General features: G+C 35.6%; 12 protein-coding genes. 9 read left to right on the top strand and 3 right to left on the bottom strand.

Annotated elements, in window-relative coordinates; all coding sequences use genetic code 11:
* Positions 1 to 337 precede the first annotated feature (337 nt).
* The 8 genes from recJ to F8M42_RS07775 all read left to right on the top strand — a co-directional run bounded on the left by recJ (position 338) and on the right by F8M42_RS07775 (position 7005).
* Positions 338 to 2308, top strand: a complete 1971-nt coding sequence (gene recJ, locus F8M42_RS07740) for a single-stranded-DNA-specific exonuclease RecJ (RefSeq protein ID WP_182185747.1) — start codon at positions 338 to 340, stop codon at positions 2306 to 2308.
* Between the two features lie 158 nt (positions 2309 to 2466).
* A complete protein-coding gene (locus F8M42_RS07745; protein ID WP_182185748.1) occupies positions 2467 to 2718 on the top strand; it encodes a FeoA family protein in 252 nt (83 codons plus the stop codon).
* A 53-nt stretch (positions 2719 to 2771) separates the two neighbouring features.
* Positions 2772 to 4661 carry a ferrous iron transport protein B gene (feoB, locus tag F8M42_RS07750; protein ID WP_182185750.1) on the top strand — a complete coding sequence of 630 codons (1890 nt, stop codon included), beginning with the start codon at positions 2772 to 2774 and terminating at the stop codon, positions 4659 to 4661.
* A 19-nt stretch (positions 4662 to 4680) separates the two neighbouring features.
* Positions 4681 to 4863 carry a hypothetical protein gene (locus F8M42_RS07755; RefSeq protein WP_182185752.1) on the top strand — a complete coding sequence of 61 codons (183 nt, stop codon included), beginning with the start codon at positions 4681 to 4683 and terminating at the stop codon, positions 4861 to 4863.
* Between the two features lie 279 nt (positions 4864 to 5142).
* A complete protein-coding gene (locus tag F8M42_RS07760) occupies positions 5143 to 5523 on the top strand; it encodes a universal stress protein (protein WP_182185754.1) in 381 nt (126 codons plus the stop codon).
* 17 nt (positions 5524 to 5540) lie between these two features.
* On the top strand, positions 5541 to 6074 hold the full coding sequence (locus F8M42_RS07765) for a gamma carbonic anhydrase family protein (RefSeq protein WP_182185756.1): 534 nt from the start codon (positions 5541 to 5543) through the stop codon (positions 6072 to 6074).
* On the top strand, positions 6071 to 6493 hold the full coding sequence (ndk, locus tag F8M42_RS07770; RefSeq protein WP_182185758.1) for a nucleoside-diphosphate kinase: 423 nt from the start codon (positions 6071 to 6073) through the stop codon (positions 6491 to 6493). Before F8M42_RS07765 ends, ndk begins: the two co-directional genes overlap by 4 nt.
* A gap of 14 nt (positions 6494 to 6507) precedes the next feature.
* Positions 6508 to 7005: a cob(I)yrinic acid a,c-diamide adenosyltransferase gene (locus F8M42_RS07775; protein WP_182185759.1), complete on the top strand. Its 498-nt coding sequence runs from the start codon at positions 6508 to 6510 to the stop codon at positions 7003 to 7005.
* A 71-nt stretch (positions 7006 to 7076) separates the two neighbouring features.
* On the opposite strand, the gene F8M42_RS07780 is transcribed toward F8M42_RS07775, so the two are convergent.
* Together F8M42_RS07780 and F8M42_RS07785 are read right to left on the bottom strand one after the other, a co-directional pair.
* The gene (locus tag F8M42_RS07780) at positions 7077 to 7838 is read right to left on the bottom strand and encodes a tRNA threonylcarbamoyladenosine dehydratase (RefSeq protein WP_182185761.1); all 762 of its coding nucleotides are present in this window, start codon (positions 7836 to 7838) and stop codon (positions 7077 to 7079) included.
* A 62-nt stretch (positions 7839 to 7900) separates the two neighbouring features.
* Positions 7901 to 8842: an AEC family transporter gene (locus tag F8M42_RS07785; RefSeq protein ID WP_182185763.1), complete on the bottom strand. Its 942-nt coding sequence runs from the start codon at positions 8840 to 8842 to the stop codon at positions 7901 to 7903.
* Between the two features lie 378 nt (positions 8843 to 9220).
* Between F8M42_RS07785 and trhA the strand changes: the two genes are divergently transcribed.
* Positions 9221 to 9874, top strand: a complete 654-nt coding sequence (gene trhA, locus F8M42_RS07790) for a PAQR family membrane homeostasis protein TrhA (protein ID WP_407672846.1) — start codon at positions 9221 to 9223, stop codon at positions 9872 to 9874.
* A 93-nt stretch (positions 9875 to 9967) separates the two neighbouring features.
* Here the strand turns inward: trhA and F8M42_RS07795 are convergent, their stop codons facing one another.
* On the bottom strand, positions 9968 to 13642 hold the full coding sequence (locus tag F8M42_RS07795; RefSeq protein WP_182185766.1) for a dynamin family protein: 3675 nt from the start codon (positions 13640 to 13642) through the stop codon (positions 9968 to 9970).
* Positions 13643 to 13910 lie beyond the last annotated feature (268 nt).

Raw genomic sequence — 13910 nt, forward strand, 5'->3', positions numbered from 1 at the left:
TATTTATTGCCCGCCAGGTGCATATACTACTCAACTATAAATATAAATAAACTTTTACAAATCTGCATCAGCTTAATGTATTGACTCTGATCTTTATTTTAAGGCAATTGCATATGAAATCTTTTCTCACCTATATTGCCTAAATCCCGGCATTCCAAAAACTTACTTCATGTATTTTATCATATAGTTTTGCCCGTGTACAGCTTTCATGCGTAATCAGCTAATATTAATGGGTCCCAATGGTATTTAATCCCCCGGGTACATCTTTATAATTAACAATTATTACACAAATTTATTTGTGTTATACTATATTCAATATTACTAAGGGAGAATCTCAATGAAAAAACGGTGGATTATATCGCCAATCGATCAAAAAGCCCAACTGAGTTTGGCTGCCAGTCTAAATATATCCCCTGTTACTGCGGGAGTATTATTAAAAAAAGGAGTTAATGAAAAAACAGCTGCATCTTTTCTAAATAAAACAGGAACCTCATTTTATGACCCATTATTATTACCCAATATGCAGGCAGCTGTTGCCCGCATCAAAGCTGCAATCTACAAAAAAGAATTAATAACTATATTTGGTGACTATGATGTCGATGGCATAACCTCAACAGTGGTACTATACAAGACATTACAGGAATTAGGCGCCAGTGTGCAATATTATCTGCCCGACCGCCAGCTGGAAGGATACGGTGTCCACAAAGCATCAATTGATAAATTCATCAATAAAACTAAGCTTTTAATAACTGTTGACTGCGGCATAAGATCAATAAGTGAACTGGAGTACGCCAGTGATTATATGGATGTGATCGTAACAGATCATCATTTGCCCGGCGATGAATTACCAGAAGCAATTGCAGTTATTGATCCTAAACGTGCTGACTGTGAATATCCGGATAAAAATTTAGCGGGTGTAGGTGTGGCTTTTAAATTATGTCAGGCACTATGGCAGAATATCAAAAATGAAGAATTCACTCGCTATCTCGATGTTGTAGCATTAGGAACAGTAGCCGACATTGTGCCACTGACAAACGAAAACCGTACTATTGTAAAAAGAGGGTTGGCAAATATAACCAATTTGGGGATTTTGGAACTCATCAATATTTGCAAACTTGATAAAAATACTATCACAGCAGGTCATATCGGTTTCGTATTAGGGCCACGCCTTAATGCAGCCGGCCGTTTAAAACATGCAGACATGGGTGTAGAATTACTTTTAAGCTGTGATTCTTCTTCTGCACACAAACTGGCTGAAGCCTTGGACAAAGAAAACTCTTTCAGACAGCAATTAGTAGAAACTGTTTTCAAAGAAGCTATGATATTAGTACATAAAAACAACTACACAAACAATAAGCTTATTGTTGTTTGCGGTAAAAACTGGCATCCCGGAATAATTGGTATCGTAGCATCGCGTCTGGTTGATGAGTTCTATCTGCCAACAGTAGTTATAAGTATTGATAATAATGGTGTTGGTAAGGGTTCTTGCCGCAGTATAAAAAACTTTAATATTGTCGGAGCTTTATCAGCCTGCAATGACAATTTGACCACTTTTGGCGGTCACGCTATGGCTGCAGGCCTCACAATAGAAAGTTCTCAAATAAACTTTTTCCGTGATAATATGATAAAATACGCTGCGGCTAATATACCAAATAGTGATTTAATACCCTCAATTGAAGTTGATCAGGTTTTATCGCCGCAAGCCGTAAACAAAGCCATGATTGCAGAACTTACTTTACTGGAACCGTTTGGTGTGGACAATCCGGCGCCACTGTTTTTGTGCGGCGGCATACAACCCTGCAATATAAAAAAGATTGGTCAAAAAGGCGTCCATTTAAAATTCACTTTTCTCGACAATAATTATTCCTATACCGCATTAGGATGGAATATGGGAAAATATGCTGATATTATTGAGAATAATAAAATTGATTTTATCTTTCAACCAGAAATAAACAACTGGAATGACAAAAAATACATTCAATTTATCCTAAAAGACATTAAACTCAGCCAAAGTGATAAACTATACCCATCACGTGAATTTATCGGTATAGTCTACCTCACATTAAAACACATATATCCCGCCGGACAAAAACCAATAAAAATTGATTTATCACAAATAATCACACATTTAAAAACACACCTTGTTGGTATAGATGAAAAAACAATAACTTATTGTCTTAATGTTCTGGCGGAAATCCAGATTATCTCCATAAATTGGGAAAAAAAGCTGCTAAAATTTTTACCAATACCAAAAATGAAAAAAGATCTTAACACCTCCAACATTTTTTTAAAAAGATATCAGCAGTAAATTTACATTGATTTACATGCAATCACCGACTATAAAAAATAACCAGACTGAAAATTAAATTCAGTCTGGTTATTTTGCTATTGACAATCATTATCATTATCTGTATTATATTAATGTAATGATAATAAATATCAATAGTATATGGAAGTGATACAAAAATGGCAATTGTTGTTGACAAAAACAGGTTGACTTTAAATCGTGTTCATCCTGGCAGTTCTGTAAAAATTGAATACTTGGAACAATCTCCACTAAAAGAACGTCTCATGAGTATGGGCCTGGTTCCCGGGACAGTCATAAAAGTCCTGCGCAGCGCACCTTTAGGTGATCCAATGGCTATAAGTGTTCGTTCTTATAATCTTTCCTTGCGGCTTAATGACGCTGAAAAAATCATTGTTGCACCTAAAGTTTAATTACCAGTATAATGCTCACCCAAAAATTAATTTATTTTAATGGAGGAAAAGTGATGGCAACATTATCCATAGCCCTTACAGGAAACCCTAATACGGGCAAGTCTACCATATTCAACGAATTAACCGGCATACGTCAAAAAATTGGTAATTGGCCAGGCGTTACCGTAGACAAGAAAATGGGTTATGTCAACCACAAAGACAGAGCTATTTCTATCGTTGATCTACCTGGAACTTATAGTATAAACGCCCGCTCACCGGAAGAACAAATCGTTATCGATTATCTGCTTAATGAACGTCCCGACATTGTCGTCGATGTTGTTGATTCTTCTAATATTGAACGCAATTTGTTTTTAACACTACAGCTTTTGGAACATCGCATACCGGTTCTCATTGATCTCAATATGATGGATGAAGCCACGAAACGCGGCCTAAAAATTTCCTCAAAAAAATTATCTGAATTAATTGGTATGCCTGTAGTTGAAACTGTCGGTAGAAGCAATAAAAGCACCAGGAAGCTTCTTGATATTTTTACTTCAACCGTAATGAATTCTTACCAAAACAGCGAACTTATCGAAAAACATATAAACGCTGTCGAAACCATTCGTGCCGGCGCAGGAGAACATGATATCAAAGAAGAAAAAATCATATCTTTGCGCTATGACCTGATAGATAAAATCATCGCTGTCATTGTCGATAAAAACGGAGTTGCCAGCACTACAACCACAGAAAAAATTGACCGTTTTCTGGCTAATGGATTTATCGCATTACCAATATTACTATTATTACTTTACGGTGTTTTTGAAATTACTTTCACTTGGATTGGTCAGCCCATAGCTGACTTTCTTAATTTTGCCATAAACACTTGGTTTTCTGGTATAGTTGATGACGCACTGAGTACCATAGGCGTTGCTGCGTGGTTACAATCGCTGGTCGTTAACGGTGTCATTGCCGGTGTTGGCAGTGTTCTTACATTTGTACCGCTTATTTTCACTTTATTTTTCTGTTTAAGTTTTCTTGATGGTACCGGTTATATGGCTCGCGTGGCTTTTATTATGGATCCGATAATGCGTCGCGCCGGATTAACCGGCAAAGGTGTCATGCCTCTTATCATGGGATTTGGCTGCGGTGTTCCGGCTATCATGGGGGCTCGTGCTCTTGATTCGGAAAAGGATCGAATGATTTCCATACTGGTAACGCCGTTTCTTACATGCGGTGCAAAATTACCCGTAATGGCTTTATTTGCAGCTGTTTTCTTTCCCAAAAATGCCTCTAACGTAGTATTTGTCATGTATATAATAGGAATTGTAATGGCTATTATAATGGCAAAAGTACTTACTGTCACTACTTTTAAAGATAAGCAATCGTCCTTTTTACTCGAATTACCCCCTTATCGTATTCCTGATATGAAAACCGTTTTGTTAGAAACCTGGGATAAGGGAAAAGGGTATCTCGTCAAAGCCGGTACTATAATTTTTGCTATGTCGGTTTTAATATGGTTCCTAAGTAATTATAATTTAAGTGGCCCTACTGATGAAATGACGGAAAGCTTTTTAGCATATCTGGGAGCTACAATTTCCCATTTGTTCACTTTCCAGGGTTTTGACACATGGCAGGCCGGAGCTGCAGTAATCACCGGTGTTGTTGCCAAAGAAGCAGTTATCTCGACAATGGGAATTCTATACAATGTTGGTGACGTCGCCGATGACACAGTTGATGCTGCCAATCAAATGATGACTGCTCTGGGCGGTTCTTTTACAGCTCTTTCCGCATTTGCTTTCATGGTATTCACACAGCTCTATTCTCCCTGCGTAACAGCATTGGGAACTATAAAAAAAGAAACCGGCAGATGGAAATGGTTGTTTTTTGCTTTTGCTTACACAACAGCTGTTGCCTGGGTAGTATCATTACTCGTTTATCAAATAGGCAGATTGATTGGCTTTTAATTGTTAGGAGGAGTTTATTATGACATTCACAGGTACTATTGCAACATATATTATTGCAGCTATATTACTGGCAGCTTTCTTATATGGAATATACCATATTTACCGTAATTTTTTCAAAGGCGAAAGTTCTTGCTGCAGTGAAGGCAGATCAGCAGCTTGCGGCAGTTGCTGCGCTTGTCATCAAGTAAAACAAAAAAAGTAATATCTAAATTCTTATTTTAAAAAAAGGCTGTCATACAAACAGCATTGACCTCATAAAAATACATTTCACTCTCATTATTCCTCTTTCTTTTAAAAACAGGAAATAATAACGAGAAAGTGCATCTTTATGAATGAAAATGTTTATGTACGACAGCCTTTCTTTTATATCATTCTTATTTTTAATTATAAAAAATATATTCAATATTTATCAGATAAAAAGGATTTTGGCAAATTTTAACGAAAATAAGAACTATACAATAATCATAGGAGGGACCCCAGCATGGAAAAAATAAAAAAAATAATAGTTGCGGTTGATGGCTCCGTAGATGGGTGCAAGGCAGTAGACAGAGCTATTGATCTCGCAGGAAAAAGCGGCGCACAGCTTGATTTTGTATATGTATCAAGCCATATCAACAAGGATATCCCCAGTGATTTAATTTTTGACAAAATTTGGGATAAATTACCCAAAACCATGAAAGCAGAAAAACATGTAGAAAACGGGTCCGTTCATAAAGCAATCATTGAAGTTGCTAAAAAGGAAAATGCTGATTTGATTATAATGGGCAGCAGGGGATTGGGATTATTCAAAGGTGCTCTGATAGGCAGTAAAAGTCAAAAAGTAGTTGAATACTCAACTGTTCCGGTCATGGTAGTCAAGTAATACGAGGAGGGATAATAATGCCCATCATATCCTATAAGGGAAAGACTCCACATATTGGCAAAAATGTATTCATTGCGCCGAACGCCACAATAATTGGCGATGTCACAATCGGTAATAATTCAAGTGTATGGTATAACACAGTAATCCGTGGTGACATGAACTCCATTGTTATAGGTAACTATACCAACATACAAGATAATACTACCATCCACGTCATGGGCTGCAGCTCTACTACAATCGGTGATTATGTGACAATTGGGCACAATGTGGTCATGCATTGCGACAATGTCGGTGACAATTGCCTGATTGGTATGGGCTCGATATTACTTGGAATGTGCAGTATTGGTGAAAATAGCTTAATAGGTGCGGGTACTTTAGTTCCTCATAAAACACATCTGCCAACTAATTCAATGATTTTAGGTTCACCTTGTAAGATAAGACGAAAACTTTTTGAAGATGAACTCGATGCAATGCATCAATCTGCACTTAATTACGCGACATTAGCCAAAAACTACTTAGAAGAAAATATGGGAGATACTTTACACAAATGAAGGAAAAAACACTTATTCTAATTAAGCCTGATGCAATAGATGCCAATAATATCGGCAAAATTATTTCCTTATATGAAGCCAATGGACTAAAAATCGTCGCACTAAAAATGATGAAAATGACAGAACAATTAGCAGCTAAACATTATTATGAGCATATTGGTAAACCTTTTTATGCGAACCTAATTGCTTTTATGACCTCAGGTCCGTTAGTTGCAGCCGTTTTGGAGGGTAATGATGCTATAGGCAAAGTTCGTACTCTAAATGGCGCTACAGACCCGGCAAAAGCCGATAAAGGCACACTGCGTCAATTATACGCAACCGATACAACTCATAATGCCGTACATTCTTCAGATAGTCAGGAAAGCGCCGTACGAGAAATTCATATATTCTTCGCGGAAGCAGAGATTTTTGATAACTAAGGAGGGTTTCCTTCATGTCTATTTGCACGAAAACCGGTGATAAAGGTTCCACTAGTCTATACACCGGTCAAAGAGTCGCTAAAAATTCACTGCGTGTTGATAGTTATGGCAGTGTCGATGAAATAAACTCAGCTTTAGCTGCAGCTAAAGCCGCTTCACAAAAAGAAACCATCAAACAGCATATAACTGCTCTGCAAAAACTAAACATGTCTCTAATGGCTGATTTAGCTAGTATTGCTGTTCCTGCACATATAACGGTTGAGGAAGTTGGCCGGCTGGAACAACTAATTACTCAAATTGAAGGAAAATTACCACCGCTTAAAGCCTTTATTGTTCCTGGAGACAGTTTGTGCGGTGCCTTTTTAGATATGGCCAGAACAACCGCGAGAAGAGCTGAAAGACGGGTTCTGGCACTGGCCCAAACAGAAGCTGTTGATGAACAAGATCGCCTTTATCTGAACCGTTTATCAGATCTTTGTTTTTTATTAATGCGCCTGGAAGAAAGTAAATAAATAAAAAGATTCTGATGTAATATAAGCTGCCCCCCTAAAATTAATTTTAGGGGGGCAGCTTATATTATTTGTTAAAAATTTTTATTTACCAGCTCATTTATTATTTCTCCGGCAATAATAAATCCTACAATAGGTGGAATAAATGAATTACTGGATGGGATCTGTCTTTTTTGCGTACATTTTCTAATTGTTCCGGGCGGACAAATACAATGCATCTTACAGCTATTATCTGTATTTTCAATCGGGACAACCGGTTTTTCCTTAGAATATACCACTTTTAATTTTTTTACCTGCCGTTTCTTTAATTCCTTACGCATCACCTTAGCAAGTGGACATACTGAAGTATCATATATATCAGATACTTCGAATAGTAACGGATTTTTTTTGTTTCCTGCCCCCATGGCACTGATTATTGGAGTATTATTAATTTGAGCCTGTACTGCTAAGTCAATTTTAGCAGTTACAGTATCAATCGCATCTACAATATAATCATATTGAGAAAAATCAAACTCAGATGCTGTCTGCGGTGTATAAAAAATTTTTTTAGCATTGACCTTACAATCCGGATTTATTTGTGCTATCCGCTCTTTAGCAACATCAACTTTATATCGTCCAATGGTTGTTCGCAGCGCATAAATCTGTCTGTTAATATTAGTGAGACAGACTTTATCATCATCTATGATATCCAGTCTTCCTATTCCCGCCCTAGCCAGGGCTTCTACTGTATAGCCACCAACCCCGCCTAATCCAAAAACGGCTATTTTCATTGTTGCCAAATTTTCTAATGCAGCTTTACCATATAATAATTCTGTTCTGGAAAATTGATTTAACATTAATTTAATCCTTCCTTATGATACTCGATAATACTCGGCATTTAAACTATTTTATAATTCTTTTAAAACATTCCTAATTCCTTGAATAATAGTATCCAAAAAAATATTGTAAAACATGATAATAATGATGTAAAAACAACACAGTTTCCTGCTAAATCGGCATCACTATCCATTTGCTGCGCCATTGCAAAGGATGCAACTGCACATGGAGTACAAAATATACTTATTAACGTTACTAACTCAATACCACGAAATCCCAGTAAAACAGCAGCTGTCAAAACTACTGCCGGAACAATGAGCAATCGTGATATTACACAAATTCCCAATTGCAGTTTATTCTTTCTTGAACTGCCAAATTCAAATGATGCCCCAAGTATTATAAGTGCCAATGGCGATGTTGCTGCTGTTATCTGCCCTAATGGTTTCAATATTGGCTTTGGTATAGGAAGCCCAATAAGTAAGCATGCTGCTCCTAATAAAGCTCCGACAATCATTGGATTCTTCAGTACCTGTATAAAGATTGGCCAAAAGGCAAATTTTCTGCCGCGGAAAGTTTCCAGTGTAAACACCCCTAAAATATTATACAGCGGTACTATTATTGCTATCATCATCGTGGGTACAGCAATAGCATCATCACCGAAAATATTTGAAACCAGAGGAATTCCCATAAGTACAAAATTACTACGAAATATAGCCTGTATCATAGCACCGCGTCGTCGGTTATCTTTTTCAAAAAAGCAGACCAGAGAAAATGCAGCAATATATATGACAAACAAGGCTGCTGCACCAAAAATCATCAGTTTGGGCCGTAAAGTAGAAGCCAAATCTGTTGTGTATATATTATAAAACATCATTATTGAAAAAAATACTTCAAAAACCATCTTATTCAAATGAACAAGTTCGATAGATGACAACAGATGATATTTTTTTACCATTATACCGATAAACATCAAGCAAAAAAGCGGTATAACCGCTTCAACAGCGATAACAAAATTACTATTCATTAAAAATTACCCTCACCGTACTTATTTTCGTCCATTCATACTGACCTTAATTTTTATATAATTACAACATTATTATATAATATACCATTTTATCCTGCATTACTATAAACTGGTATAAACTAAACTTTGATATACACCATATCAACTGCATTGACAATTATCAATAATTAATATCAATACTGATAATAAATTCACAAAAACTATCAAAAATGATAATTAATATCAATAAATGACTGATTATCTATGAAATACAAATTTATACGCAAATATCCATTATAAATTTATTGACCAAAATGTGATATAATCACTTTCAGAGACAGCACAATCACTGACTGTCACAAATAATATTACTAATATGCAAGAAAGGTGATGCATAATATGACCAAAAGCACGATAAACACTGTTCTAGAAGAAAAAATAAATGCCATTACGCATGGAATAGGTACATTTTTTGCTGTAATTGCTTTGGTGCTCTTGATTTTACAGGCTTATTTCAGCGGCGGCAGATGGCAGATGATTGCTGCTATCGTATATGGTGTATCATTGGTGCTTTTGTATCTGGCATCAACGCTTTACCACAGTTTCTCACGTCAACACGTAAAATCCGTACTGAAATTTTTTGACCATGCTGCAATTTACATACTAATAGCAGGCAACTACACTCCCTTTACTCTCATTCCCCTACACGGCAAGTTCGGTTGGAGTATTTTTGCTTTGGTGTGGGGATTGGCATTAGTTGGGATAATTTTTAAAATATTTTTCGTCAAACGATTTAAATATTTTTCCACTATATGTTATCTTTTAATGGGATGGATGGCCGTTTTAATGGTCAAACCACTGTTGGCTGTATTACCCGCAGCTGCGATATACTGGTTGGTAGCCGGTGGTATTTTATATACAATCGGTACTGTTTTCTATTTGGATAAACAAATTCCATATAATCATGCTGTATGGCATTTATTCGTCATTGGCGGCAGTGTTTCCCACTTTATATCTATCTTTAAATATGTCATGCCAATTCCCGTTATCTAAAAGTTGTACCTTATCTTTTTTATACGTGCACAAACCGCATTGCAATCTTAAGCAATGCGGTTTTTTATCGATTGCACTAAATTAATTTTTTCTTCAACTGACTAATTTTATCAAAACTGTCTTACCGGTAAATAATTTAACAGCTAAGTCATCATCTTGTAAAACAGCTGTCAAACTCACATAAAAATCAGCCAACTGCACTCTAAATTGCTCCACCAGATAATCACACTGATTTTCCAATAACTTATTATAAAATAATTTTATTCTATTTTTTTCTTGTAATAAATATTCACCCGCATATTGATTTAATATTTTTTGCAATTCTGCATTCGTTTGTTGATTATTGCCCTGCTCAAAAAAGGCTTTAGGATTTTTGAACTTTTTCAAGACTGGCATTAACATTTCATAATTTATATTTATAAATGCCTGCCTGAATTTAAGCTGTGCATCATTTACAATATCAATTACTGCAAATGATATCCCTGGATTTATTGCTTGCAGTGACTCCGTAAGTTCCAATTGAAAATTTTTAAGCAAATTTTCAACAAAACGATCTAGCCGTATCGTCGTTGCCCGCATTTCCTGAGCGAAATCAAAACCAAGTCCTTCCACTAACTCGTGTAGTGCATCGTTTAAAGCTTTTTTTAAATTATGATTATCACTGCGCAATACTCCCGGATTAAAAGATTCCCGAAAAAAATCATTAAATCGTAAAAACACTCTTTGTTGTACATAATAAATCAGTTCATCCACTTCCTGCATCAGCCGGTTTTGCATATTTTTTGCTGACTGTCTAGTAAGTAATGCATCAACCGCAATTTTCTCCCGCTCAACATTGACTTGCTGTTTTTCCTTAGAAACTTTATCAGCAGCGGCATCACTGATCAAGCGATCAATCATTTTCATAATACGTTGTAGTTCATTTGTTGCTGCAGCTATAGACAATTTAATTAAATCATTGTTTATGAAAGAATAAAATTGATTTTCAAATTCCTGCATGCCTGTTGTCTTTTTAGCAATTCCTGTCTTTTTTTCCCGCAGGGCCTCCAGACTGGAAACAGCCGATAGCAGCGGTTGTCTTATGCCATATTGAATCAACTGTTTTTTTACATAATTTATCACCATATTTTTTTCTTCACTATTTTCCGCAAGATCAATGGCATTAATAATAAAAAACATCTTATCAACTGGAAAAGCATCTTTAATTCGCCCTAACTGTATGAGAAATTCCCTATCAGCACGGGAAAAAGCATGATTATAATATGTCACAAATAATAAAGCATCAGCTTTTTTTATGTAATTAAAAGTCGTTCCCGTGTGCCGGGCATTCACAGAATCAACACCTGGTGTATCAACAAATACTATCCCATTACGAGTTAATGGGCAATCATAGTAAATGTCTATTGATTCAACAAAACAAGACTTACTCTCAATGACGGCAAACTCATTAAATTCATCAAATTTTACTGATAATGAATTACCAAATTTATCCCGAAAATTTTCATACCCATCGACAAATGCCGCTAAAAATGAATAATTCATCTTATCGACTGTATCTAAGACAGCAGAATCTTGTTTAATTTTCTTAATTTTTTTCTGTGCTTCAGACAGATTCGACGCTGTGACGCCAATTGTTTTCAATGCATAATTAACATCTGATAACATCATTTTTTCAGTCTTTATCTTCACTAACACGTATTTATGTCCATGTAGAACATCAACCGGCCTTATCCTGCTTATTGCCGCAGTCATCGGATTTGGTGATACCGATAAAACATTTTTACCGATAAGTGCATTGGCAAATGATGATTTTCCCGCACTGAATGCCCCAAACAAAACTACCGTAAAAGTTCTGCTCTTCAATCTGGCCGCTCTATCACACAAGCTGTCCGCCATTTGAAAAAATCCTGGCAGCGAGCGAATAATCTCGGCTGCCGCCGTTAACTTACCCGCCATTGATACTATTTTATCCGTCATATTAATTTCTTTATAGGTTTCCTCGTTATTGTGAGCTGATAACGCTATCTTGTTCATTGAAGCAGATGTTTTTTTCTCTGGCTGCACTGTAAATACCTTTGGTTTTATTACTGTAAAAGACTGTCTATCACTTCCAAATAATTCTTGCACTCTCATCGTTATAGTTGTACTGTTCAGCAGTTCTGCCGTTTTTTTAAACTCTTCAGACAAATTTCTTCTCTGCCGTCTAATATCTTCCAATGCGTTTACATATTCTTGAAATTTTTTCACCTTATTATCAAGTAAACACCGTTTTACATCGTTCTGCTCCATTGCCGCCAGCAATAATCTTTTTTTTATTATTCGCAATTGTTTTTCGGTTGTATATTTAATAGCTGATGCTACATTATCCGCATATCGTGTAACATATTCATCTGAAACACGCGCTCCAGTCTTTACTTCATCAACAAGCAATTCTCTGGAAAACTCAACTGTAAATTTTTCCACAGTATCATATAAAACGACATCATTAATTCGATTAGTTTTTATCCATCCCAACAAATAATTACATATGTGCCAATCAAGTTCTGATTTAGTTTTCTTTTTAACTATTTCGTAAAAATCTATCAATCGCAGTAACTGCTCATTTTTTACCCTTCTAGCCGTTGAGAAAAAACCTGTTTTAAAACCCGGCTCACATGTTCTAAGATAAGCTTCAGCCAATTCTCTGACCTCAAACGGCATCAAATACGCATTGGCAAGGATCTTCTCTGTTCCTTTATCCAACATCGTTTTTAAGGTTGCTGCAGCATTATCAATCGTATCTTTTTCTTGTAATAGTTTTGCATAATCCGTTGTCAATGCCGCTTGCTGCTCTTCAGTCAGTTCATTCAACAGCTTTATGGGTATCTCCAATCTTTCTTCTGCCTTCATCCTCTCGACTTCCCATGATACATTTACCAACCGTTCCAGCGAACATTTTATCGTATCAATTAAAATTTTACTGCGTTCTTCCTGTAAATTAGTTATCAGAAAATTTTTTAATTGTGCATATTGGTTATGTATCCCTGACATATCCTTCATTGAAGTATAAAATATCCGTTGTACTTTTATTCCCCATTCTGCCAAAGTCTTTTTAACACTTCGACGAAATTCATCAAAAGTAAGTTCGGTTTCAGTATGTTTATCTATTTGATTTATTATCAAACAAACTGCCTTATTAGTCTTCTGTAAATTTTTAATAAAAGTAAAATTCAATTCAGATTGTACGTGATTATAATCCATGACATAAAAAATCAAATCAGCAATATATACTGCTGATTGTGTTGCAGTACGATGGGCATCATCAACTGAATCTATTCCCGGTGTATCTAATATTGTTACATCTTTGGCGATAAAAAGATCGTTTTGATTGATTTCAATCATGTCTATATTATCGCCATTCCGGCAATAACTTTGTATCAATTGAATGTCATATGGTGCTAAATATAAACGTGGTGACTCTTGTTTAAAAAATACTTTTGCACAATCTGCTTCACCTTTTTTTATTTTTACCAAATTAGCACTGGTAGGAATAGGATTGGAAGGCAAAATTTTTTTACCCAGCAAAGTATTAATTATTCTTGATTTTCCCGCAGAAAAATGCCCGCAAAAGACAATTGTAAATTCTCCGGCTGCTAATTTATCGGCTAACTGCTTTACCTTCTGCATACTATCAATATCATTGTGTCCAGCAAAATAATTATATACAGTGCTGAGTTTATTTTGCAGTGAAATCTCTGTCTCTTCATATTTATTGTCAAATTTGAACATAGATGAACATTTCTCCCTAGTTAAAGTATTACTCATACAATAAAAAATATACTATTAATATTTCTTATTGTATACTATGTGAATGATAATTAGCAATGCCTGTGTCAGCAAATAAAAAAATAAAAGGCCAGCACTATATGTGTCCGACCTTTTAATATTCATCTATTGCTTATACTAAACTGAAAGTACTTTTACGATACAACTAAATTTATAAGCATGATCAAACTGCAATGTTTCATCTTTATATTTATAAAATAAAGATTTTCTG

Source organism: Pectinatus frisingensis (genome assembly GCF_014076555.1).
In the GTDB taxonomy this organism is placed as follows: domain Bacteria; phylum Bacillota; class Negativicutes; order Selenomonadales; family Selenomonadaceae; genus Pectinatus; species Pectinatus frisingensis.

Excerpts from the sequence above, each read along its gene's own strand:
- trhA (WP_407672846.1), top strand. The coding sequence starts at position 9,221 with ATGACCAAAAGCACGATAAACACTGTTCTAGAAGAAAAAATAAATGCC.
- recJ (WP_182185747.1), top strand. The coding sequence starts at position 338 with ATGAAAAAACGGTGGATTATATCGCCAATCGATCAAAAAGCCCAACTG.
- F8M42_RS07780 (WP_182185761.1), bottom strand. The coding sequence starts at position 7,838 with ATGTTAAATCAATTTTCCAGAACAGAATTATTATATGGTAAAGCTGCA.
- F8M42_RS07785 (WP_182185763.1), bottom strand. The coding sequence starts at position 8,842 with ATGAATAGTAATTTTGTTATCGCTGTTGAAGCGGTTATACCGCTTTTT.
- F8M42_RS07755 (WP_182185752.1), top strand. The coding sequence starts at position 4,681 with ATGACATTCACAGGTACTATTGCAACATATATTATTGCAGCTATATTA.
- F8M42_RS07745 (WP_182185748.1), top strand. The coding sequence starts at position 2,467 with ATGGCAATTGTTGTTGACAAAAACAGGTTGACTTTAAATCGTGTTCAT.
- feoB (WP_182185750.1), top strand. The coding sequence starts at position 2,772 with ATGGCAACATTATCCATAGCCCTTACAGGAAACCCTAATACGGGCAAG.
- F8M42_RS07775 (WP_182185759.1), top strand. The coding sequence starts at position 6,508 with ATGTCTATTTGCACGAAAACCGGTGATAAAGGTTCCACTAGTCTATAC.
- ndk (WP_182185758.1), top strand. The coding sequence starts at position 6,071 with ATGAAGGAAAAAACACTTATTCTAATTAAGCCTGATGCAATAGATGCC.
- F8M42_RS07760 (WP_182185754.1), top strand. The coding sequence starts at position 5,143 with ATGGAAAAAATAAAAAAAATAATAGTTGCGGTTGATGGCTCCGTAGAT.
- F8M42_RS07765 (WP_182185756.1), top strand. The coding sequence starts at position 5,541 with ATGCCCATCATATCCTATAAGGGAAAGACTCCACATATTGGCAAAAAT.
- F8M42_RS07795 (WP_182185766.1), bottom strand. The coding sequence starts at position 13,642 with ATGTTCAAATTTGACAATAAATATGAAGAGACAGAGATTTCACTGCAA.